Source organism: Peribacillus sp. NPDC056705 (genome assembly GCF_043656335.1).
This window is the reverse complement of record NZ_JBHTYI010000023.1, coordinates 12,301-35,510: the sequence shown is the minus strand read 5'-3', so window position 1 is coordinate 35,510 and position 23,210 is coordinate 12,301. Positions and strand designations below refer to the sequence as shown.

Sequence of the window (23,210 nt, the reverse complement as noted above, 5' to 3'; positions counted from 1 at the left end):
CTCCCATTGACTCGCATTTCCCGCAGGAGTCTCGCACACCCGCTCCAATCAACCTTGTTTAACACTTTAGATTGAAACCCTTTTGTCTAAAAAGGGGGCTCAGGATGGTCTCATTCCGACGGTGATTATGACTGGGTCGTTGATTTCCTCTCCAGACAGTCGGCGGAAAGGAAGCGGATTTCTGAAATCACCTGGAACGATTATAAATAAAAAATGGTAGAGACTCTTATTCCCTTTAAGGGATGAAAAAAATTTTTACTTGTAAAAATTTTTTTACTCATTAAAAAGGATACCCCCATCAACAGCACGTTGATTTATCCTCAATCATAAGTTTTGTGAAACTAATTTCCTTGATATATAACCAATATTTCTGAAAATTCCAATATTGGCATGCGGATTGCTAGATTAAAAGTAATATCACATATTGACGACGGAAGAAAGGGGGACTATGAAACTGCGGCGGCTCCGCACCTCATCACGATTGCTTTGCAGGTGATGAATCAAAGTTATCAATGTTCGTGTCACCACATTCAGTTCATATCATTAGACAAGGAGAATCTCATGAAACTAATTTATTTTCTTTCTTTAATTCCTGTAATCGCCATACTTGGCGGGCCTTTTTGGGCTAATCGTATCGAGCCGTACATTCTTGGCATGCCGCTATTCTTTTTCTGGAACTTTTCGTGGCTGATCTTTACCGCTTTAGTCGTTTTTATCATTTATATGCTAGATCCCAAGAATAAAGAGAGGGAAGAGAAATGAATATAGCGATCATCATTATTTTCAGTTTCCTGTTGCTGTCACTCTATTTAGGGATTAGGGCAAGAAAAGGCAAGGACATGGACCTTGAACAATGGACAGTCGGCGGACGCGGATTCGGCCCTTTCATCATCATGATATTACTGGCGGGAGAAATCTATTCCACCTCCACTTTCCTGGGCTCCAGCGGATGGGCATATGGCATAGGCGGTCCGGCATTGTACGGAACGGCGTTCGCAGCATTGGGCTACCTGTTTTCTTATTGGATTTATCCTGCCATTTGGAGCTACGGAAATAAACACAAGCTCATTTCACAAGCAGACTTTTATGTTAAAAAGTACAAAAGCCCGTTATTGGGGGTACTTGTTTCAATCGTCGGTGTTTTGGCCCTGGTACCGTTTTTGGTTCTGCAATTAAAGGGTCTGGGCATCATCGTTTCGACTACTTCATATGGCTCGATTTCCCCGACGGTTGCCGTTTGGATCGGAGCTGTTTCAGTTACGGCTTATGTGATGATTTCGGGTATCCATGGATCGGTTTGGACAGCAGTTCTCAAAGACATCATGATCGCTTTGGTCGCGTTATTTTTAGGGATTTACATTCCGCTTCATTATTTTGGCGGAATCCAGCCGATGTTCGAAGCAGTCGATGCCGTCAAGCCTGATTTCCTGACACTGCCCGATATGGGGATGAGTGCTTCATGGTTTATATCCACGATCATCTTGACGACGTTAGGTTTCTATATGTGGCCGCAAACATTCGGTTCTGCATATACAGCTAAAAGTGCCAAGACATTCCGTAAAAATGCATTCATTCTTCCGCTTTACGGAGCATTATCCGTCGGTGCGATCTTTGTCGGCTATGCCGCCATCATTAAAGTTCCTGGGTTGCAAGGATCGGATATGGATCTTGCGTTATTGAAGCTTTCGATCAATACCTTCGATCCTTGGTTTGTGGGGGTTATCGGGGCAGCGGGCCTATTGACCGCCCTTGTTCCTGGCTCGATGATTTTAATGAGTTCAGCGACTTTGCTTGCCAAAAACGTGTATCAGCATTTTTCTCCTTCCGCCTCGGATAAACAAATCACGACGATTGCCAAGTTGCTTGTACCTGTTCTTGCTCTCATTGCCGTGTATTTTACTTTGACTGGAGGAAATACGATCGTGGCCCTTTTATTGATGGGATACAGCATGGTGACTCAATTATTCCCATCTTTCATCGCCAGTCTCCTGCAAAGTAACTTCGTGACGAAAGAGGGTGCGTCAGCAGGCATCATTGCCGGTTTAGCCACTGTTGGGTATACAACCATAACAAGCGCTACAATTGGGACACTTTTCCCGGGATTGCCGCAAGCCATTAAAGATTTGAACATTGGTCTTGTCGCTCTCCTCATAAATGTGATTGTAATGATTGGCGTCAGTCTTATTACAAGGAAACTTTCCAAGGATAATAAAGGTGAATGGGAAGCTGCTTGATAATAAAAAGAGGATGTAAAAGAGGAGGGCCATGATGTTTGCTAAAGTTAACGGAACAAGGATATATTTCGATGTGGAAGGGGCGGAATTGGTGCCTGAAGGGAATTCATGGAGAAAGAAGCCGGTCTGTTTCGTCATTCATGGAGGACCTGGGGGCGAGCATATTGGATTTAAACCATTCCTGACGCCGCTTTCGGCATCGATGCAGTTGGTTTACATTGATCAGCGCGGTTGCGGCCGTTCTGAACGCGGTCCGAAATCAACATATAACCTGGAGAATAACGTGGAGGATCTAGAGGCGATCCGGAACTATTTAGGGTTGGGAAAGGTTATTGTATTGGGCCATTCTTACGGGGGGATGGTTGCACAAAAGTACGCCATTCGGTATCCGGACAGTGTGGCTGCCCTTCTTCTGATCGCAACTTCACCAAGCCACATCTTTGGAGAAGAGGCGCTGGTGAAAATAGAGGAAACCGGTACGGATGATCAAAAAAGGATGGCAAAACTTCTATTTGACGGGGCTATGGAAAAACAGCTTATGGCTGAATTCAGTATAGTCATGGAACCGCTCTATTTTTACTCATCAAGGGGAAAAGTAAGAACTGAAGCGGAAAAAGAGATGATGAGAAAGAAGAAATCGAACTTTAATTGGGAAGCGGCTAATGAAGGGGCCAAGTTTTTGAAAACATTTGATTTAGTGGACCAGCTGGATCAAATACCGTGTCCAACATTAGTGGCAGGCGGCCGTCATGATTGGATCACTCCTATTGAGGCATCCATTCTCATCGCCGAAAAGATTCCTGACAGTGAATTGATCATTTTTGTAAAAAGCTGTCATTATCTTTTCATTGATGAAAATAAGGAGTTCATTTCAAGGGTTTCCTCTTTCATAAACGAGAGATTGGGACTCCAGGAAAATGCGGCGTTGCCCAAAGCATAGAAAAGGTACATGAACCGTGCAAGAGTTGGATGGATCCAGGATAAACCGTTTGTGCTGTAAAGGAATTAATTATATATTAATCCTTGGGTACATTAATCCATGGATTAATGTATGATGATAAGAAAGACCAGAGGAGACGATCATGAAAAATATCGATACTGAACAAGAATACCGTAAACAAATCAATCAAGAGGGACTGACGGTCGGGATTTTTACGACAACATGGTGTCCAGACTGCAAACGTTTAGACATGTTCATCGATGAAATCACTCAAGAACATCAAGATAAACAGTGGTTTACAATCGATCGTGACGAGTTCCCCGAGATTTCTGAAGAGCAAACGGTAATGGGAATTCCATCACTATTAGTATTTAAGAATGGGGAAAAGATTGCACATCTGCACAGTGCAAATGCTAAAACTCCAGAAGCGGTCAATGAATTTCTAAATGACCTATAAAAACCTTGAAAGGTGAACCCCTTATCATGCTGTCATAAGGGGTTCATCTTTTTTTTAGAAATTTTTTCTAGAATTAACTTGATTTCTAAGATGAAACGGGTTTTAATTATAGATACCGAATATCCATTATGGATATCCAACATCCACATAGATACTGAAAGAGGTGAACTGATTTGCAATTAACAAAAGGGGTCGAGCAAGCTATATGCATCATTGTTATCCTCTCCACCCAGGATAAAAATGTACCGCTTTCGTCTAATGAGATCAGCAGGCGATTGGAGGTGTCTCCTTCTTATTTGAAAAAAATCATAAGAAAACTGGTCGTTAAGCAGATAATCACTTCCGTTCCTGGTAATAATGGCGGCCTTACTCTTGCCAAAAGTGTAGATAAGATTAAAAACCTTGAAATTATTGAGGCGATGGAAGGCCCGATTTCGATGTTTCCGGATACGGGACTTATAGAAAAAGCGTTTAAAGATGGAGAGTATGCAGAGAAGGGGATGGATGTCCTTCGTCGGATGTTTTCCCGGGCGGATCAACTTTTGATAGAGTTCTTTTCCAGCCAAACAGTGGCAGATTTGCTGAAAGAAAGCTTTGGCACCACGGATATACCGACTCTTAATTGGAATTCAACGTCATTGAGTGATGTACTGCGTGAAAAGAAAGGTGAAAAGAAGTGAACATGCTTAAACAAGAATGGAAGCTTTTCCTAACAAATCGAAAACTGGTCGGTGTCGCGATCGTTTTACTGTTCGTCCCGATTATTTATGGGGGGTTATTTCTTAGTTCCGCTTGGAATCCATACGGAAAGACAGGCAAATTGCCTGTTGCAGTCGTGAATAAGGATGTGAAGGCGGAATATGAGGGTAAAACCTTATCAGTCGGTAATGAGCTAATCGAGAACTTAAAGGACAATGATGATTTAGAATGGCATTTCGTAACGGAAAAAGCGGCGAAAAAAGGATTTGATGATGGTACATATTATATGGTCGTTACCATTCCTGAGGACTTTTCGAAAAATGCTGCAACCGTCATGGATGATAAGCCAAAAAAAATGAATTTGACGTATGACGTGAATCCAGGGCGCAGTTTCGTTTCTGAAACGGTCGGAAAACAGGCAGCGAATAATTTGAAAACGGAAATTGCCGAAAGTGTCACAAAAGAATATGCAGAAGCGATTTTCTCCCAGCTTGATAAAATCGGAGAGGGATTCAATGATGCAGCAGATGGGGCATCAAAACTGGATGATGGCGCAAAAGAACTGCATGATGGAAACAAAGAAGTGACGGCAAATCTGAATAAATTAGCTTCAAGCACATTAACTTTCAAAGATGGAGCGAATAAACTTCAAATCGGCGTCGGCGAGTTTATGGAAGGAGCCAACAAGCTTGAAAGTGGCGCGTCGGATTTAAATAAGGGGATATCACAATATACTTCCGGTGTCGGCCAGTTGCAAAAGGGTGCGGACGAACTTGCATCAGGCACAGGGGAATTAACTAATAATAGTGAAGCACTTTTACAAGGTTCATCCCAACTTTCCACTGGGCTCGCCAAAGTGGTTCCAGGAGCGCAAACTTTAAATACGGGATTGGCACAAGCGCAAACAGGCAGTGCGAATTTGAATGATGGGTTGAATCAATTATCACAAAATGCAGGCCAGCTGACGGACCAATCGACAGGAATTCCAAAATTGGCATCAGGTCAGCAAAGTTTAAATGAAGGAATCAATAAACTGGCAGAAGGAAGCCAAGCGTTAAATGACGGCCTGAAAAAAATGGATGGCCAATTGCCCGCAGAAGAACAGATGAGTCAGCTTAAGCAAGGACTGACAAGCATTCAAAGCGGTGTAAATCAATTGCAAGAAGCGATTCCTGCAGGAAGCAGCGCGTCCGGTACCGTATCTGGCATTACTGAAGACCTCAATAACAGTCAAGCGGCCTTAACGGAACTTCAATCAACCATTGCGAATAATGGTCAGAGCACGATCAATGCCGTTCAAAACACGGAAGCATTCAAAGGCATGACAAGTGAACAACAATCCGAATTAATCGGAGCCATTCAAAATGAACTTCAAAACCAAGCGGAGGCACAAAAACAAATCGCCTCGACTCTTGCCGGAAGTGTATCCGACTTATCAACGCAATTGAAGGATAATGTAATGCCTGTATTGAATGGATTAGGCCAGCTTCCAGAACAAGTGGCCAATTTAAATAATGCGGTGAATAAAGTCAATCCAAACGCCGTTTCAGCGTTAAACGGATATACGGCAATAAGGAACGCACTTGAAGAACAATTGATTCCTGGTGCAACCCAATTAAATGGCGGCTTGAATGAGGCTGTAGAAGGCAGCAATCAATTAACGGCGGCAACACAAAGTTTAAATGAACGGACACCAGAATTAGTGAAGGGGATCAACCAGCTAGCACAAGGCGGTTCCTCGTTGAATAATGGTCTATCAAAACTAACTGAGGGATCTGGTCAGTTGGTAGATGGAGTTTCACAACTTCAAGCAGGGTCAACCTCCTTTGGGGATGGTCTTGAGAAATATGCGTTCGGTGTTAGCCAAGTTGGCGAAGGAGCAAGCAAACTTGCTAGCGGGGCCAATGAACTGAATGCCAACTCAGCTGCCTTGAATGATGGCTCATCAGCACTTGTTAAGGGCACTGAACAATTGGCAAGCAATCTGCCTACTTTAAGCAATGGAGTCATCCAGCTTGCCGATGGGGCAGGTAAGATCAATGAAGGTTCCTCGGCACTTGCTGAAGGATCCGGAAAATTGGGTGATGGCATATCCTCACTTAAAGATGGAACGGTCGAACTTTCGGAAAAACTCGGTGATGGAGCAGAAGAAATAAGTGAAAACAAAACAACCGATGATAATTACAGCATGATTGCCGAACCGACACAGGTTAAAGAACAAAAAAGCAGTGACGTGCCGAATTATGGTCATGCACTGGCTCCTTATGTATTGTCTCTTGGCTTATTTGTAGGAGCGATTGCTTTCAATATGGGATTCCCGACAGGCTTGCCTTCCACAAGGCCTACTTCAGGAGTGGCATGGTGGTTCAGTAAATTTACGGTCCTGTTTATCCAAGCGACGCTTTCAGCATTAGTGTTGGATGCGATCATGATTTGGGGAATGGATTTACAGGTCGAGAACATGGGGCAATTCATTGGGGTTTCCATACTGACTTCCCTTACCTTCATGTTCATCGTCACCTTCTTGACCGTAGGATTTGGAAATCCGGGTCGTTTATTGGCGATGATATTCCTTGTATTACAGCTAGGTGCAAGCGGAGGAATGTTCCCTGTGGAACTGACCAATAACTTCTTCAGTCATGTTCACCCGTTCATACCAATGACATACTCTGTCATGGGCTTCCGTCAGGCGATGAGCACGAGCCTGGGAGCGGATGCATTGACAACGAGTATAGTATTCCTTACTGGATGCATCATTGTCTTCAATCTACTGCTATTGCTAACGATGGTCATCAAGAAGCGCAAAGCACACAATTTGGAGATGGAAGCATAAACTAATGGAAAAAACCCCCGGTGCAATGAGCCGGGGGTTTTTCTTCATTAAGGTTCATCCATGTCCTTTTCTTTATCGATGACTTTCAATCCATTTTCCCCTGAATGTTCAATCACATGTTTAAGGATGGATAATTTGTTATCCCAGAATTGATCGTAAAAAGAAAGCCACTGTTTCAATTCCGCTAAAGGTTCTGGCTGAAGCCGAAAGCGTTTCTGTCTGCCTACCTTCCGGCCACTGACCAATTCAGCTTCAGAAAGGATATGAAGATGCTTGGCAATCGCTGTACGGCTCATGAAAAAGTGAGAAGTGATTTCTGAAATGGGTAAATCCCCTTCAGCAAGCAATTGCAGGACCTTTCGGCGGGTTGGGTCGGCGATAGCCTGAAATACATCATGTTTTTCTGCTGCAGACACTTAGCCCTCAACAACCTTTTTAAGTTTTGCATGAACAATCTGTTCCCAGCCATGATCCATTCTCTCGCGAATCACTGAGCTTTTTTCATTCGGTCTCGGAAGAATCGTTTCAGGCTCTTTCCAACCACCATGAATAAGGGTGAACTCCGTTTTGCCGTCCAGTTCTTTTAAAATGAAGGAAATGAACCAACCGTCCGTATCCCAACTGAATGAAAGACGATGAGGAGCATCTAACTCCGTCACCTTACAAGGAGATGGACCAAAAGGTGATTGCATATGGAACTCATGTCCCACTTTCGGTTGAAAATCATTTGGCATGAACCATGAAGCTATGCCCTCTGCAGTCGAAACTGTATCCCAAACTTGTTGGATAGGGGCTTCAAGAATAACTGTCTTCTTGATGTCCTGTAGTGTATGTTGATTTTCCATACTGATTCTCCTTTTTAACTGAAATATGTAACCAATTGGTTTCGCTTTGTTGATTATATAAAACCTTTTGGTTTCATGTCAATAATTTGTTTCAAGTGATTCTTTTTTATTCATTGCAGGATGCTTAATTCCCCAATTCTTCAATTTGTTTTGCCAATCCTGTTATAGTATCGATTGAATTCATTATCTCTGAATCTTCTAATGCCTTAGGGTCAATTTGGCCATTTTCAATATTATTCAGATATAATTCAATTCCATCTGAAAGCTGTTGATTCGAGCTGACGATCTTCTCATGGATGCCTTCAGCGATTTGGGGTGGTTCCATTGCATTGAATTCTTCAATTTCCGTTTTCATCAATTCCAGTTCTTTTTCAAGATTTGCTCTTGCTTCGCCATTCGTTACGGCGTCCTGTGACAATGCAGGCACCTCATTGGCAAATTCCTTAACGGTATTTACATACTCCGTCGCATGATCTGCATACTCCAATGATGAATTGACTTCTTCTAAAGCTGAGCATCCGCTTAATGTAAGTATGGACAGTAGAGCAATGGTCATTATTTTTTTCATATATGCCTCCAATGTGATTTTTTTATGGTAAGGATCAGATGGGCAGAAATCTCTTTTTATAAATCGCTGCAATGGAATTCAGTATGAAGCTGGGGATCTTCTTCGGAAAAAATGACTTCGAATAGAAAAGGTGAAATGCACTTTTCAAGTCGTGCCACTGATTACAGGATTTCACTTGCTTAAACCTTGCAACGTCAATGATCTTCACCTTTTTTTCGGAGGTGATGAAGATGTTTCGTAAATGGATATCCGAAGGGTTCAATCCTTCTTTCCTTGCCAATTGCAGGGCATGGTCTATCTCCGCGATGTTTTCTTCCGTTATCGGGATTCCCAATGTTAAGCATTCAAAAAGAGTGTTGCCTTCAATGTGATCTATAACCAGGTAATTTACCCCCGCATCATATAGGGTTGGATAGTATTCGATGGATTGGACGGTTTTGTATATTTCAGCTTCAACTTTAGCTGTGTGAGTATGATCCGGGAAAAACACTTTAAGTGCCTTATTGGTGGAATGTATTTTAAATACATATGCGCTTCGGCCTTTTCCGATAAGTGATAAAGATGGGTCGGCATCAAGCAATATATGCTTTTTATCATCGGAAATCTTAACGCTTTGAGCTAACTCATTATAGTTCTGCATACTTTTCACCTCTATTGTGCAATTTTTCGAATCAAAAAAGACGGTATAACCGATTATTGGTCATACCGTCTTTTAAAAATCAAAAGACCTCACCAAATAATCGGCAAGGTCTTGCAAACAACTAAAATCAGTTGCCAATAAAGCCGAGGATTAAATCCTGTACTGACGACTTTATTGTATAGCTACTCCCCTTAACAGAAGGATTCTTATAAGTTATATACAGTAATTATATAGGTTATTGCCTCAATCCGTCAAATATAAGGAGCGTGTGCCCACCCTTTATATATATTCAGTAAAGGAAGGAAGATGCTCGTCTCAAAAGCATTAATTTGAGTGGTCAGTAATTATATCAATATACTTTATATTGATCATTTGTTTGCCAGATACATACCCATCATTGCAAATGTTTCTATTTTATTACTTAAATGTATCTTAGTTTACTATTATGTTACAATCTCCTTTATCTCCCTGTAGTTCTAACGGAATATGATATATTTTAGACGAATGAGCATATATGCCTATATTATTATACTTATTTTAACCGATATTTAAATAAATGTTAGAAATATAATTCTTTAGTAGGGAGAATGAGATGAAGAAATTAATTATACCAACTTTTTGTTTTGCAGTGTTGTCTACCGTTGCTTTCGAAGAAAAAATATCTGCAGCTCCACTACATGCGGAACAGGCGAATATAGGAGACGTCATGTTTGTACATGTAAGTTCCGGTTCGCTCAATATGAGAAAAAACGGGGCGGAGGATGCAAGCATAGTTGCAAAGCTGGCAAATGGCACACAGGTAACGGTGTATTCGGAGTCCAAAGGCTGGGCGAAGATCAAAGCCAATGGAAAAGAAGGATATGTCAGTACGAAGTATTTATCGGCAACGAAGCCAGGGACTTTAACGAAAACAGCGGTAACGAATAAAACGACGACAAAATATGTGAATGTGAGCACAGGTTCACTGAATATGCGGAAAAGCGGGATAGATAGTGCCAGCATAGTCGCAAAGCTGACAAGAGGCACACAGGTAACGGTGTATTCGGAGTCCAAAGGCTGGGCGAAGATCAAAGCCAATGGAAAAGAAGGATATGTCAGTGCGAAGTATCTATCATCAACGAAACCAGGAACGGTGACCAAAGCTGAGGTAACGGCTAAAACGGCAACGAAATATGTGAATGTGAGCACGGGTTCACTGAATATGCGGAAAAGCGGGATAGATAGTGCCAGCATAGTCGCAAAGCTGACAAGAGGCACACAGGTAACGGTGTATTCGGAGTCCAAAGGCTGGGCGAAGATCAAAGCCAATGGAAAAGAAGGATATGTCAGTGCGAAGTATCTATCATCAACGAAACCAGGAACGGTGACCAAAGCTGAGGTAACGGCTAAAACGGCAACGAAATATGTGAATGTGAGCACGGGTTCACTGAATATGCGGAAAAGCGGAAAAGCTACCGCAAGCGTTGTCGCCATCCTTTCAAAAGGGACGAAAGTGACGGTGTATTCGGAATCCAATGGCTGGGCGAAAGTCAAAGCCAATGGAAAGGACGGATATGTCAGCACCAAATATCTATCGACGGCAAAGCCAGGAGCGGGATCAACGACAGTTACGCCTGAAAAAACGACGACGAAATATGTAAACGTAAGCTCTGGAACGCTCAATATGAGAAAAAGCGGATCGGAAAGTGCGAACATAGTCGCAAAGCTTTCAAAAGGAACAAAAGTGACGGTCTATTCGGAATCAAATGGCTGGGCCAAAGTCAAAGCAAATGGAAAAGACGGCCATGTCAGTGCCAAATATCTATCGACAACAAAACCAGGAACGGGATCAACGGCAGTAACGCCTGAAAAAACGACGACGAAATATGTAAATGTCAGCTCAGGAACGCTCAATATGAGAAAAAGCGGGTCAGATAGCGCGAGTATAGTCGCAAAGCTGTCAAAAGGAACGGAAGTGACGGTCTATTCGGAATCCAAAGGTTGGGCGAAGATCAAGGCCAATGGGATTGAAGGGTATGTCAGTACTGACTTTCTTTCAACGACAAAACCTGAAATGGACTCCAATCCATCCATACCTGAAAAAACGATAACGAAATATGTAAATGTCAGCTCGGGTTCACTGAATATGCGGAATAAGCCGTCAGAAAGTGCTTCCGTCATTGTGAAATTGGCAAGGGGTGTAGAGGTAGAAGTCATCTCGGAATCAAATGGCTGGTCAGAAGTTAAAGCGTATGGCGGAGAAGGTTATGTCAATTCGCAATATCTATCAGCAACGAAGCCTGGTTCTTTACCGGAGCAGAATCCGGACGGAGAAGAAAACACGTTAATTAAATATGTAAATGTGAATGATGGCTCCAGTCTGAATATGCGGTCACAAGCATCAGCTTCCGCTTCAATTATAGCCAAGCTTGTAAACAATACGGCGGTAACGGTGTATTCAGAATCAAATGGCTGGTCAAGAGTCACGGCCAATGGAAAAACGGGATATGTGAGTACGCAATATTTAACGGTCAAAGCACCGGAAGGTCCAGGAAGTTCGAATGGATCGATAATCAGGATCGATAAAGAATATGATCTTACGATGGAAAAGATGGTTGAAATTCAAATGGCCGTAAATGGTCAAACGGATAAAAATTATAAAACCTACATACGCGAAGATGGATTAACTTTAATCAATTCTACAAAAGGTACGGTTAAAGGAACCGGTTGGCGTGTCAGGGGCGGAGCTGGATCTAATTATTGGGTAGTCGGTCCTGTCAGCAATAATCAATCATTGAATATTAAATCAAAAGTAAAGGGCTCTGACGGATATTATTGGTATGAGGTGGACTATAACAAGACATGGGTAAATGCCAGTCCGGAAGATATAGAATATAATCTTAACCCCAATAATTTTGTGGATGATCCAATCAAATCATTCCAATTCGTCAAGCTCTCTCAAGTCACCAACATGGACGTTTCTGAAGTGAATAATAGAATCCTTTCAGGAAAAGGGATTCTGCAAGGCCAAGCTGCAACCTTCACTGCGGCAGGGGAGAAATATGGGGTTAATGAAATCTACCTGATCTCACATGCTTTGCTGGAGACCGGGAATGGCACATCACCGTTAGCGACTGGCGTAAAGGTTAACGGGAAAACGGTCTATAATATGTATGGAGTGGGAGCATTTGACGGAACGGCGCTAAGCAGCGGCGCTCAATACGCCTATAATGCTGGCTGGTTCACTCCGGAGGCGGCCATCATAGGCGGTGCCGAATTCATCGCCAAAGGATATATCTCTGCTGGACAGGACACGCTTTACAAAATGAGATGGAATCCTACGGCTGCAGAGAAATATGGATATGCTTCACACCAATATGCGACTGATATTGGCTGGGCAACAAAACAAGTGAAACAGATTTATAATTTGTATAGTTTACTAGATTCCTATAAATTGACCATTGAAGTTCCTAAGTATAAATAATAATGGTAAAAAAACACATGAGTCCGACTCATGTGTTTTTTTTTGCTATTTGGTTTTATCCTTTTCCAGAATACCCCTAACGACATCCTCGATCGTTACCACTCCCAATGCTTTTTCCAAGGCAAGCTCCGCAACTGAAAAGATGGGCTCTATTGTGTTTTGTATATTTCTTCCAACAGTGCATGCTGGATTAGGATTTTCATGGATTCCAAATAATTCTTTATCCGAGGCAACGTTGACAGCCTGATAAACATCAAGCAAAGTGATATCCGACAATTCCTTGGCCAAAGTTGCTCCGGCGATACCCGGACGAACGTTCACTAAACCTGCATTCTTCAGCATGCCGGTGATTTTTCTGATTAAGGCTGGGTTGGTGTTTACACTTTTTGCAATAAAATCAGAAGTGTTAACGCCTTCTTTGTTTATTTCTAAAAGAGATAATATATGGATTCCTACGGAAAAGCGGGTACTGATGGACATCTCTTTTTTCTCTCCTTTAAAATCTCTATTCTTATATAGTATAAATTATTTAACATGTAATTCAAGTGGTTACAAGTTATAATGGCCTGCAAGAATAATATTTATCCATTAACCGTATCCTTGTCAAGTAACGCCGTTTCTGCAAAGGCAAAAATAAAAAGTATGTGTAATTGACAAACCAGCATGGTGAAACTTATATTATAACGTGTAAATGAATCAGTTACAGGTGAAAGCAACAGGAGGGGGGAACCGAAATCGGCCGCTATGGCTGGTGAAGAAATATCGACACAACTACAAGTGATGGAGGTATATGATGGCTAATAAAAAAAAGGGTAATCAAAAACAATCTTCTGCATTCACGTTTTGGATGATAGGGTTAATCGCTGTAATCATTATTGGCTTTATATTTTTGGCAAATGGGAAGGACGAAGATACAGCCGTTAAAGAAATCGATTATAAATCACAGCCTTATTTGGGTGAAAAATCAGCACCTGTCCAAATAGTCGAATTTGGTGACTATAAATGTCCAGTATGTAAGACATTCGAGGAGCAATTCTTTCCTTCCATACAAAGCGAATTGATTGATACAGGAAAAGCGCAATTTTATTTCATGAATTATTCGTTCATTAACGTCGATTCAACCAGATCCGCTAAATTTGCGGAAAGTGTTTATCAGGAATTAGGAAATGATACCTTTTGGAAATTCCATGAGCTTCTGTACGATAAGCAGCCAGAGGACCTGAAATATGAAAAGGAAGATGTGTTTACGGACAAATTCCTAGAAGAAGCATTGAAAGAAATCGCAAATGCCAAAGATGTGAAAAAAGTCGTTTCCTCTTTTAAAGCAGGCAATTCCGAGGACCAATGGAAAAAGGATATGGATTTGGCCGACGAATTGGGCGTTTCCGGAACTCCTTCCTTATTTGTCAATGGCAAGAAGTTTGAAGGAAATACAATTGATGATTTAGAGAAAATGGTTGATGATGCAGCGAAGGAGAAATAGTGATGAACAAGCCACTATTATTTTCTTGGATCCTATCGATCATCGCCACTGCTGGAAGTCTCTACTTTAGTGAGATTCTCCATTATGTACCCTGTACCTTTTGTTGGTATCAAAGGATCTTGATGTACCCGCTCATTATTTTATTGGGACGTGCCTTTTATGAGCAAGACCTGAAAGTTTACCGATACATCCTCCCATTATCGATTTTGGGCATGTTGGTGTCAGGATATCACTATAGTCTGCAAAAAATCCCAGCATTAAAGCAGTTCGAAATGTGTCAAAGCGGTGTTCCCTGCTCAGGTGAATATATAAATTGGCTAGGATTCATCACGATCCCGTTTTTGGCCTTTATCGCGTTTACTCTCATCACAATCTGCATGGGACTGCTAATGAAAAAGAAAAACAGCTAATTTAAGCGCACCATTCTAAAATGAATGGTGCTTTTTTATATATATCGACGAAAAATCAGGATAGATCTCCGGAACCTGCAATATCTTGACGAAAAAATCGAATATTTCTCAGGAAATAGCAAAATATCGACGAAAAACCAAAATATATCTTCGAAAGCTGCAATATATCGACGAAAAACCAGGATATATCTCCGAAAATAGCAAAATATCGATGAAAAATCAGGAGATATCTTTGAAATCTGCGATATATCGACGAAAAACCGTGATATATCTCCGGAACCTGCGATATATCGACAAAAAACCGTGATATATCTCCGAAATCTGCAAAATATCGACGAAAAACAGGATATATCTCCGAAACCTGCAAAATATCGACGAAAAACCAGGATATATCCCCGAAACTGAATATATCTCCGAACTCCTCTAAATAATAAAGTTGACAAAATAGCAACCTGTAACTTATATTATTACATGTAAGTAATTAAGTTACAATTGAAGTTCCAAAAACAATATATAGGAGGAATTTAAAATGAAAATCGGTATTATTGGTGCGAGCGGAAAAGCTGGAAGTCTGATTTTAAAGGAAGCATTGACTAGGGGACATGATGTTACGGCCATTGTCAGGGATGAAGCTAAAGTCCAAATTCAAGGAGCATCCGTGCTGGAAAAAGACGTATTCGATCTGAAAGCTGAAGATATTAATGGATTCGATGTGGTAGTGAATGCATTTGGCGCTGCTCCAGGGAAAGAACATCTGCATGTCGAGGCAGGAAAAATCTTGATTGAGGCCATGAAAGGGGCTCCTCAAACTAAACTGATCGTTGTTGGCGGAGCTGGAAGCCTTTTCGTTGACGAGGCAAAAACGATCCGTGTATTGGATACGCCTGAGTTCCCTAAAGAGTACTATGCAACAGCCTATAATCAATCCAAGAACCTTGGCGATCTACAAAATGCCACTGGCATCCAATGGACGTTCATCAGCCCTTCCGCTTTCTTTGATCCGCAAGGAAATAGAACAGGTGGGTATACATTGGGCAAAGACAACCTTCTTGTAAACTCAAAGGGTGAAAGCTATGTAAGTTATGCCGATTTTGCCCTTGCGGTACTTGATGAAATTGAAAACCCGCAGCACATCAACCAACGCTTTACCGTTGTTGCCGAAGCTGAATAATTTAGTGGACGTCGCTCCTTGTGGTGACGTCCATTTTTTTTGCGTTGAAATGTATGAATTATAGGCAGGCTGTTGATTCCAACAGATCCCGACTTGTTAAAAACGAATGAATTGATAAGTCGAACTAAATAATCAGGTCCTTGGACCTAGTAGTCATATAGTGAAAAAAAATAAGGCCATTTCCTGAAATATTGAGGAATGGCCTTATTTTTTTCAAGTAGAAAGCGGGATATTGCATGGAATGGCAGTTAAAATTATGGTTGTTTTTACAAAAGAAGGGTATTTTTTTTGTTAATATATTTACAATATACGAGTCTATGTTACTATAAAAAGGATGATTCAGAAAAAAATGGTGTTTTTTGTAGATTTATCTTAATGTGAAGGAGTTACAAAGTATGAAAAAAGTTAAAAAGGCGATTATTCCTGCAGCAGGATTGGGAACTAGATTTTTGCCTGCAACGAAGGCAATGCCTAAAGAAATGCTGCCAATAGTCGATAAACCAACTATTCAATATATTATAGAAGAAGCCGTGAAAGCGGGAATTGAAGATATAATCATCGTCACAGGAAAGAATAAGCGAGCGATAGAAGACCATTTTGATCATGCATATGAACTTGAGAATAACTTGAGTGAAAAAGGGAAATTCGATTTATTGGAGAAGGTGAGATACCCATCCAATTTAGCTAATATCCACTACATTAGGCAAAAAGAACCGAGAGGCCTCGGACATGCTGTTTGGTGTGCACGTAATTTTATTGGTGATGAGCCTTTTGCCGTCCTTTTAGGCGATGATATCGTGGAAAGCGATGTGCCCTCCATACGTCAATTAATCAACGAATATGATGCGACAGGTTCGTCGATCATTGGAGTGCAGCCGGTAAATGAGAACGAAACACATAGATACGGCATCATTGACCCGCTTACGCAAGAAGGCAGAAGATACGAAGTGAACCGTTTCGTCGAAAAACCAAAACAAGGAACGGCACCATCCAATTTAGCCATCATGGGAAGATACATCCTGACTCCGGAAATATTCGATTTCCTGGCCAAGCAGGAAACAGGAGCCGGCGGTGAAATCCAATTAACGGATGCCATCCAAAAACTGAATGAAATCCAAAAAGTCTTCGCTTACGATTTTGATGGAAAACGCTTTGATGTCGGTGTTGTTGATGGTTTTGTGAAAACGACCATTGAATTTGCCCTGCAACGTCCTGATTTAAGGGATGATATCATAAAAATAATGGAAAATATCCTCGACCTGCATAAGGCAGTGGACAAATAAACTTTTACTGCCCATTCATACACTTTAAATTTAATAGAGTAATCATTTTAAAAAATCTCCAACTATTGATCATTCATAGTTGTTATTTTGGGTTAATGAACGGCAAACATAATTTTGAATGGTGAATAAATCGATAAAAGGGGATGCCTATTCAGTGAATAAGAAGGTAATAAAAAGAAAAGTAGATTTCCTTAAACAGCCTATCGCCAATTTCTTATTAAAGGAAAATCATCAGCGTGTAAATAAATATGCAAAGTATTATGAGAAATTAAGCGTGCAAAAAAACACCATTCTATATGAGAGTCGTGATGGAAACAGTATGACTGACAGTCCATACGCGATGTTTAAATATATGCTGGAAAATCAGGACTATCAAGATTTCATGCACATTTGGTCCATCCAGGATTTCAATGTCCTTTCAGGTGTAATGGCGAAGTATAAGGATATGCCGAATGTTCAATTCGTTCAACGCAATTCAAAGGAATATTTAAAATGGCTTGCAACAAGTGAGTATTTAATCAATAACTCCACATTCCAGTCTTTCTTCATCCCTAAAAGCGAGCAAATTTACATCAATACCTGGCATGGAACGCCCCTTAAAAATATGGGCTTTGATATACCCGGTAACCCTTCACATTCTCAAAACGTTGTCAGGAACTTCTTGAGTGCGGATTTCATCTTGAGCCCTAATGCCCATACTACTAATATGTTTACAAAAAGCTATAAACTGAATGGTTTGTATAAAGGTGAAATTATAGAAGAAGGATATCCGAGGATCGATTTGACGCTGAACACGAATCCGGGGGAGTATAAGGATTATCTAAGAAATCTAGGTTTGAAAATCAGCGATGCCAAGGAAAGTATTTTATATGCCCCGACTTGGAAGGGGACGAATCTGGCTAAAGTGGATAACGATCTTTTGCAAATTATTGCAGATATGAATGATTTACAAAGTCAAGTCGGTGAACAATATAATATATTGATTAAGGTGCACCCTTATCTTTATAAAGAAGCCACTAAGCATTCGGAAATCAAGGATCGACTAATACCTGATCATGTGGATACAAATGAATTGCTTGCTGCAGTCGATTTACTTATCACGGACTATTCCAGCATCTTCTTTGATTACCTTGTTACCGATAAGCCAATTCTGTTCTACACATGGGATACGGACGTTTATGCTGAGCAAAGGGGTCAATATCTCCAAAATGATGAACTCCCGGGACCGATGCTTTTTAACTCAAAAGAATTGGCACTGGCCATTAAAGATATTAAAAATGTGAAATTGAGATATTCCGATAAATATAAAAAAATGCAAGGGAAATTCACGAACCATGAGGACGGAAAAGTAACAGAGAGAATAGTCAAAAATATTTTTAATAAGTCTACGAAACAGCTGAACACAATTACTGGCCTCGATTCCGCAAAGGAAAAAATATTGATTTATCCAGGTGGATTGAGGGATAACGGAATTACATCCTCTTTCCTTAATCTAATGAATAATATTGATTATGAGAAATATGATGTCAGCTGTTTTACTGCCACGCCTCACTCTCACGAGGTTTTGAAAAATATGGGCAAGGTTAATAAGAATGTGCGTTTTCTATTCAAACCTGGCTTACCTGTGTATAAAATTTTGGAAGTCTACAAAGATAAATTCATCCATAACAGAGGGGAAAGAGGATTCTTAGGGAAGAAGCTTTACCCGGAAAATGCCTATATTAGAGAGCATGCACGTTTATTCGGTAAAACGAAGTTTGATTTTGTGATCGATTTTAGCGGTTATAGCCATTATTGGGCTAAATATCTGCTGGCTGCAGATGCAAAAAAGAAAGTTTGTTATATGCATAATGATTTGCTTTCTGATAGTGAGCGCATCATTAATGGAAAGAGACCTCACCGTATCAATCTAAGGGGACTGTTTTCCGTATACAATCGATTTGATAAGCTTGTAAGTGTTTCTGAGGGAACGATGGAATTAAACCGAAAGAATCTATTGGAGTATGCAGACTACTATAAGTTTGATTATGTAATGAATTCGATCAACCCGGATAAAATCCTTCAAATCGTGCCAAATGAATCTGAGGTTATCGAAAATGATGAAAAGGCATTGATCACAGAAAACTTCAAAGCAAGGGCGATATTAAGGGATGTTAAGGATAATCATGTTTGGAATGCCCTTCCGGGAATTTCGAATGCCAATCAATTTCCACTGGAAGAACGATTTGAAGGTGCTGAAATCGTGATTTCAAGAAAGGCCCATGCCGAACAGAACACTTTTTACAAATTCAGCCATAACAATCAAATCATTGGCTGGATTAGTGAAGAAGCTGTTGATCTGTTGCCGGACAGCATCATTTATGAAAAAGAAGTGGATAAGATTGCAAGGTTAGTAAAACCTCGGTCGAACTATATTTGGTCGTTGCCGTATAAGATTGAAGGCACGTACAAAATCTCTGGCAGTCATGATTTTAAAGGGATCATTGTAAAAGTCGATAAGGAAGCAAAAACCCAGCATTCGATTTATAGCAGAATATCTGTAAAAGATAAAATGATAGGCTGGATAGATAATTCAGCTTTATCCATGCTTGAACATTGTACAATCAATGAAGACATGAGCTTAAATGACAAGCTGCAAATCATGATGAAAAGAAAGTATATAATATCCAGGAACTATAAAAACAATAAAAAGTTCATTGATAAGATTGGGAATAGGACGCTGAAGGAAATAAACACGGGTAATCAGAAGTACGGAAAAATAACCAATCCGGAGGACCATACAATCTGGACGAAGGCTTATCCGAACTACAAGGCCAAAAGAGTGAGCAGGGCAATCGATTTTGAAGGGCAAATCGTCAGGATCATAAAGTATAACAGAACAAACAAAGGCGGCTATTATCTTTTCGAAATCGATAATAAGAAAATAGGCTGGTTAAATACGGGGGCATTCGAAGTCATAGAAGAGCCAATCCTGTTAAAAGAACGGGAAGTTCGCGGCACTGCCGAAATTAACTTGGGCGATTATAATATTTGGGATAATCCTTATGGGCTGCAAGATGCCATGGTCTTGGAAAATGGGCCAAGCTTCAATGGCCGGATCGTGGAATTTGATAAAGAAGCGGTTACCCAACTTGGTACTTATGCCCATATATCATTGGATGGGATATCTATAGGCTGGATCGATAAACAGGCGTTATGCGTGCAAGAGGTCCATGGATTGGAAGTGAATAATCAATTCGTTCCGTATCCTGATAAAAATGATTTTAACTTTGTCAATATGGGAAGATTATCACCTGAAAAAGGTCAAGATAATTTGATTCATGCTTTCGCAGGCTTTCATGAAAAACACAAAAATAGTAAACTGTATATTTTAGGACAAGGCCCATTAAAGGAAGATTTGCAGTCAATCGTTGATGAGCTGGACTTAAATCATTCCATTCATCTTCTGGGCCAGCTAGAAAATCCATTTTCGTTCATGGAAAAATGTGACTGCTTCGTTCTTTCTTCACATTATGAAGGGCAGCCTATGGTTTTATTGGAGGCGATGACTTTAGGAATGGAAATCATGGCTACTGATATAGTGGCTAACCGAACCGTTTTGGAAAACGGCAAATATGGTTTACTTGTCGAAAATAGTATAGATGGGCTGGAAAAGGGCTTATCTACCATGGTTAGTAATGATCATCCTAAACTAGCGAAGTTTGATTACACCCAATATAATGGATTGGCCATGGAAACCTTCAATAAATGCTTATAAAATGAGGGAGGTTCTTATCATTAAACCTCCCACTAATGAAATATTACGAGATTTGGCAATGATTCATTTAAGCTTAAAGTAAAAGGGGAAATTCTATATGATTTTGGTCGTTGGCGGTGCTGGATATATTGGAAGTCATCTTGTAAAAGAGTTAGTGAATACTGAAGAGGTTGTCATTCTGGATAATCTATCAACCGGTTTTCGTTCGCTGGTCGATTCGAAGGCCATCCTGGTGGAAGGAAATTTAGGGGACGAAGCGGTCTTGAATGATATTTTCCTTAAGTATCCCATTAAAGCCGTTATGCACTTTGCTGCAAATAGCTTGGTTGGGGAGTCTGTCCAAGATCCTTATAAATACTATGAAAATAATGTAGGTGCAACTCTTACATTGTTGAATACCATGCTCAAGCATGATGTTAAGAAGTTCATTTTTTCATCAACGGCAGCTACATACGGGATACCGAATGTTGATATGATTGATGAGAATCAGCCAACCAATCCGATTAATCCATATGGCCGCTCGAAATTGATGGTAGAGCAGATCTTAGGAGACTTCGCAAAAGCATATGGACTTCATTATGTCGTCTTGCGTTACTTTAATGCGGCCGGAGCACATGCATCGGCAGAAATCGGTGAAAGCCATGACCCGGAAACACACTTGATTCCGATCATTTTACAACATTTATTAGGGCAACGTGAGAAGATTTCCGTGTTTGGTACGGACTATGACACAGAAGATGGCACTTGCATCCGTGATTATATCCATGTAACGGATTTAGCCCAAGCTCATATAATCGCGCTTCAAGCCCTATTATCCGGGAAGAAGGATACGGCCACCTACAATCTTGGGAATGGAAAAGGATTTTCGGTTAAGGATGTAATCGACACTTGTGAAAAAGTCACGGGAGTGAAACCGACCATCGAGTATGCTGACCGTCGCCCTGGAGATCCCGCCCGCCTGGTTGCTTCGGCCAATAAGATATATGAAGAACTTGGTTGGAAAGCATCGATAGATTTGGAAGAAATCATTGAAAGTGCGTGGAAATGGCATAAATCTCAAATGAATTAATGGTCCCTTGGGACTCGATAGTCGTTTTTCAGACTGCAGGAAAACTCTAAGAAATACGAGTTTTCCTGCAGTTTTTTAGTTGAAAACATTCCAGCTTATTTCAAAAATCCGCTCCCTTTCCGCCGGATTTTTGCCAAGCCTCATCAAAGCAAGCGTCTGTGGGGTCTCGGCTAGCCAGTCATTCGGCAGGAGTGTCGCAAATTTCTTCCATACATAAACGGATCTTAAACATGATTCGGGATGAGACCAGCCTACTCAAAAGAATACTTTGGCTTAGGCCAACAGCCACTCATCTCGCCCTTCACACGCTTGAAGAGGGAATCTTCTGGCGGGAAATGATAAAATCAGTGGCCATTTCACTGAGTATAGGACGAAAAAGGGATTTTGATGGAGATAAAGAATTACTAAAGAGAAGCACCATTCATTTAATAGGAGATGTTAGATTTGAAGATGGTAAAGGTTTTTCATTACGATGCGTTCAGTAGTATACCGAATAAAGGAAATCCGGCTGGTGTCGTTTTAGATGCGGATGGACTGACGGAAAAGGAAATGCAGGATATAGCGCTGAAGGTGGGGTTCAATGAGACCTCTTTTCCCATGGAGTCCGATATTGCGGATCTTAGAATCCGTTATTTTACACCAGGACATGAAATGAATCTCTGCGGTCATGCGACAATGGCTACCATCCATGCGCTGAAGACAAGGGGATTGCTGGATAAGGATGAGCTGATGATTGAAACAGGAGCGGGAATATTGCCAATCAAGATCCATACGACTGCGGATCAAGAGGTATACATCACGATGAAGCAGGCCGCGCCACAGTTTGAAGCGTTTAGCGGAGATAAGGGTAGCTTGGCCAGTTCCCTCGGGCTTGATATAGATGATCTTGAAAATGAATTACCTATCGTTTATGGAAGTACAGGTTTATGGACTTTACTGGTTCCGGTAAAGGAACGCGATTCATTCAAAAGGATGAAGGCGAACAATAAACTGTTTCCGCAATTATTAAAGGAAATGCCAAGAGCTTCAGTTCATCCCTTTTGCCTGGAAACGTATGATAGTGATGCCCATATGCATGCCCGGCATTTTTCCTCGCCATTTTCAGGTACGCTTGAAGACCCTGTGACAGGAACGGCTTCAGGTGTAATGGGCGCTTATTATGCAAAATACATAAAGGATGGTCTTGAAGATGAGGTGCATCTATTAATCGAACAGGGACATGAAATCGGGAAGGATGGCAGAGTCCGCGTTACGGCTGCCAAAAACCATGATACATTCGATATTGAAATCACAGGGAATGCTGTCTACGTTAAAGAATTTGAAGTGGAAGTCTAAAGGTTCATGCAGAGGGGGATGGG

General features: G+C 41.0%; 19 protein-coding genes. 14 read left to right on the top strand and 5 right to left on the bottom strand.

The annotated features are described in order from the left end of the window. The first annotated feature begins 561 nt into the window (after positions 1 to 561). The 6 genes from ACFRAK_RS20765 (at position 562) to ACFRAK_RS20740 (ending at position 7,163) form a co-directional block, all read left to right on the top strand. Positions 562 to 762: a DUF3311 domain-containing protein gene (locus ACFRAK_RS20765; protein WP_387704519.1), complete on the top strand. Its 201-nt coding sequence runs from the start codon at positions 562 to 564 to the stop codon at positions 760 to 762. Further along, positions 759 to 2,234, top strand: a complete 1,476-nt coding sequence (locus ACFRAK_RS20760) for a sodium:solute symporter family protein (protein ID WP_387602938.1) — start codon at positions 759 to 761, stop codon at positions 2,232 to 2,234. Before ACFRAK_RS20765 ends, ACFRAK_RS20760 begins: the two co-directional genes overlap by 4 nt. Before the next feature lie 34 nt (positions 2,235 to 2,268). Beyond that, positions 2,269 to 3,174: an alpha/beta fold hydrolase gene (locus tag ACFRAK_RS20755; RefSeq protein WP_387704517.1), complete on the top strand. Its 906-nt coding sequence runs from the start codon at positions 2,269 to 2,271 to the stop codon at positions 3,172 to 3,174. A gap of 142 nt (positions 3,175 to 3,316) precedes the next feature. Continuing rightward, positions 3,317 to 3,631, top strand: a complete 315-nt coding sequence (locus tag ACFRAK_RS20750) for a thioredoxin family protein (RefSeq protein ID WP_387704515.1) — start codon at positions 3,317 to 3,319, stop codon at positions 3,629 to 3,631. Positions 3,632 to 3,804: 173 nt separating this feature from the next. Then, positions 3,805 to 4,311: an RrF2 family transcriptional regulator gene (locus ACFRAK_RS20745; protein WP_076370178.1), complete on the top strand. Its 507-nt coding sequence runs from the start codon at positions 3,805 to 3,807 to the stop codon at positions 4,309 to 4,311. A gap of 2 nt (positions 4,312 to 4,313) precedes the next feature. Further along, positions 4,314 to 7,163 carry a YhgE/Pip family protein gene (locus ACFRAK_RS20740; protein WP_387603168.1) on the top strand — a complete coding sequence of 950 codons (2,850 nt, stop codon included), beginning with the start codon at positions 4,314 to 4,316 and terminating at the stop codon, positions 7,161 to 7,163. Between the two features lie 47 nt (positions 7,164 to 7,210). On the opposite strand, the gene ACFRAK_RS20735 is transcribed toward ACFRAK_RS20740, so the two are convergent. The 4 genes from ACFRAK_RS20735 to ACFRAK_RS20720 all read right to left on the bottom strand — a co-directional run bounded on the left by ACFRAK_RS20735 (position 7,211) and on the right by ACFRAK_RS20720 (position 9,216). Then, positions 7,211 to 7,579 (bottom strand): ArsR/SmtB family transcription factor, encoded by a 369-nt coding sequence (locus tag ACFRAK_RS20735; RefSeq protein WP_394572381.1) that lies wholly within the window; start codon positions 7,577 to 7,579, stop codon positions 7,211 to 7,213. Beyond that, positions 7,580 to 8,008, bottom strand: a complete 429-nt coding sequence (locus ACFRAK_RS20730; protein WP_394572380.1) for an SRPBCC family protein — start codon at positions 8,006 to 8,008, stop codon at positions 7,580 to 7,582. It abuts the gene before it with no gap. Positions 8,009 to 8,132: 124 nt separating this feature from the next. Next, entirely contained in the window at positions 8,133 to 8,576 is a 444-nt protein-coding gene (locus ACFRAK_RS20725) for a DUF6376 family protein (protein WP_387602926.1), read from the bottom strand. 34 nt (positions 8,577 to 8,610) lie between these two features. Continuing rightward, positions 8,611 to 9,216: a protein kinase family protein gene (locus ACFRAK_RS20720; RefSeq protein ID WP_214790017.1), complete on the bottom strand. Its 606-nt coding sequence runs from the start codon at positions 9,214 to 9,216 to the stop codon at positions 8,611 to 8,613. A 592-nt stretch (positions 9,217 to 9,808) separates the two neighbouring features. On the opposite strand from ACFRAK_RS20720, the gene ACFRAK_RS20715 reads away from it, so the two are divergent. Further along, positions 9,809 to 12,679, top strand: coding sequence for an SH3 domain-containing protein (locus ACFRAK_RS20715; protein ID WP_394572379.1), 2,871 nt, complete (start codon positions 9,809 to 9,811; stop codon positions 12,677 to 12,679). A gap of 45 nt (positions 12,680 to 12,724) precedes the next feature. Here ACFRAK_RS20715 and ACFRAK_RS20710 read toward each other — a convergent pair whose 3' ends face one another. Beyond that, a complete protein-coding gene (locus ACFRAK_RS20710; protein ID WP_260285165.1) occupies positions 12,725 to 13,159 on the bottom strand; it encodes an Rrf2 family transcriptional regulator in 435 nt (144 codons plus the stop codon). Positions 13,160 to 13,472: 313 nt separating this feature from the next. Here ACFRAK_RS20710 and ACFRAK_RS20705 point away from each other — a divergent pair, with 313 nt between their 5' ends. The 7 genes from ACFRAK_RS20705 (at position 13,473) to ACFRAK_RS20675 (ending at position 23,187) form a co-directional block, all read left to right on the top strand. Next, a complete protein-coding gene (locus ACFRAK_RS20705) occupies positions 13,473 to 14,162 on the top strand; it encodes a DsbA family protein (RefSeq protein ID WP_387704507.1) in 690 nt (229 codons plus the stop codon). A gap of 2 nt (positions 14,163 to 14,164) precedes the next feature. Continuing rightward, complete coding sequence (locus ACFRAK_RS20700; protein WP_260285163.1) at positions 14,165 to 14,572, top strand: disulfide oxidoreductase; 408 nt, start codon at positions 14,165 to 14,167, stop codon at positions 14,570 to 14,572. A 529-nt stretch (positions 14,573 to 15,101) separates the two neighbouring features. Then, the gene (locus ACFRAK_RS20695) at positions 15,102 to 15,743 is read left to right on the top strand and encodes an NAD(P)-dependent oxidoreductase (protein ID WP_387602913.1); all 642 of its coding nucleotides are present in this window, start codon (positions 15,102 to 15,104) and stop codon (positions 15,741 to 15,743) included. A 395-nt stretch (positions 15,744 to 16,138) separates the two neighbouring features. Continuing rightward, on the top strand, positions 16,139 to 17,026 hold the full coding sequence (gene galU, locus ACFRAK_RS20690) for a UTP--glucose-1-phosphate uridylyltransferase GalU (protein ID WP_260285161.1): 888 nt from the start codon (positions 16,139 to 16,141) through the stop codon (positions 17,024 to 17,026). Between the two features lie 154 nt (positions 17,027 to 17,180). Next, positions 17,181 to 20,783, top strand: coding sequence for a CDP-glycerol glycerophosphotransferase family protein (locus ACFRAK_RS20685; protein ID WP_394572377.1), 3,603 nt, complete (start codon positions 17,181 to 17,183; stop codon positions 20,781 to 20,783). Positions 20,784 to 20,880: 97 nt separating this feature from the next. Continuing rightward, positions 20,881 to 21,852 (top strand): UDP-glucose 4-epimerase GalE, encoded by a 972-nt coding sequence (gene galE / locus ACFRAK_RS20680; protein WP_387602905.1) that lies wholly within the window; start codon positions 20,881 to 20,883, stop codon positions 21,850 to 21,852. A 444-nt stretch (positions 21,853 to 22,296) separates the two neighbouring features. Then, positions 22,297 to 23,187 carry a PhzF family phenazine biosynthesis protein gene (locus ACFRAK_RS20675; RefSeq protein WP_387704497.1) on the top strand — a complete coding sequence of 297 codons (891 nt, stop codon included), beginning with the start codon at positions 22,297 to 22,299 and terminating at the stop codon, positions 23,185 to 23,187. Positions 23,188 to 23,210 lie beyond the last annotated feature (23 nt).

Bases quoted from the DNA above. Each gene is read 5' to 3' on its own strand.
- ACFRAK_RS20765 (WP_387704519.1), top strand. From the start codon at position 562: ATGAAACTAATTTATTTTCTTTCTTTAATTCCTGTAATCGCCATACTT.
- ACFRAK_RS20760 (WP_387602938.1), top strand. From the start codon at position 759: ATGAATATAGCGATCATCATTATTTTCAGTTTCCTGTTGCTGTCACTC.
- ACFRAK_RS20755 (WP_387704517.1), top strand. From the start codon at position 2,269: ATGTTTGCTAAAGTTAACGGAACAAGGATATATTTCGATGTGGAAGGG.
- ACFRAK_RS20750 (WP_387704515.1), top strand. From the start codon at position 3,317: ATGAAAAATATCGATACTGAACAAGAATACCGTAAACAAATCAATCAA.
- ACFRAK_RS20740 (WP_387603168.1), top strand. From the start codon at position 4,314: ATGCTTAAACAAGAATGGAAGCTTTTCCTAACAAATCGAAAACTGGTC.
- ACFRAK_RS20730 (WP_394572380.1), bottom strand. From the start codon at position 8,008: ATGGAAAATCAACATACACTACAGGACATCAAGAAGACAGTTATTCTT.
- ACFRAK_RS20725 (WP_387602926.1), bottom strand. From the start codon at position 8,576: ATGAAAAAAATAATGACCATTGCTCTACTGTCCATACTTACATTAAGC.
- ACFRAK_RS20720 (WP_214790017.1), bottom strand. From the start codon at position 9,216: ATGCAGAACTATAATGAGTTAGCTCAAAGCGTTAAGATTTCCGATGAT.
- ACFRAK_RS20715 (WP_394572379.1), top strand. From the start codon at position 9,809: ATGAAGAAATTAATTATACCAACTTTTTGTTTTGCAGTGTTGTCTACC.
- ACFRAK_RS20710 (WP_260285165.1), bottom strand. From the start codon at position 13,159: ATGTCCATCAGTACCCGCTTTTCCGTAGGAATCCATATATTATCTCTT.
- ACFRAK_RS20705 (WP_387704507.1), top strand. From the start codon at position 13,473: ATGGCTAATAAAAAAAAGGGTAATCAAAAACAATCTTCTGCATTCACG.
- ACFRAK_RS20700 (WP_260285163.1), top strand. From the start codon at position 14,165: ATGAACAAGCCACTATTATTTTCTTGGATCCTATCGATCATCGCCACT.
- ACFRAK_RS20695 (WP_387602913.1), top strand. From the start codon at position 15,102: ATGAAAATCGGTATTATTGGTGCGAGCGGAAAAGCTGGAAGTCTGATT.
- galU (WP_260285161.1), top strand. From the start codon at position 16,139: ATGAAAAAAGTTAAAAAGGCGATTATTCCTGCAGCAGGATTGGGAACT.
- galE (WP_387602905.1), top strand. From the start codon at position 20,881: ATGATTTTGGTCGTTGGCGGTGCTGGATATATTGGAAGTCATCTTGTA.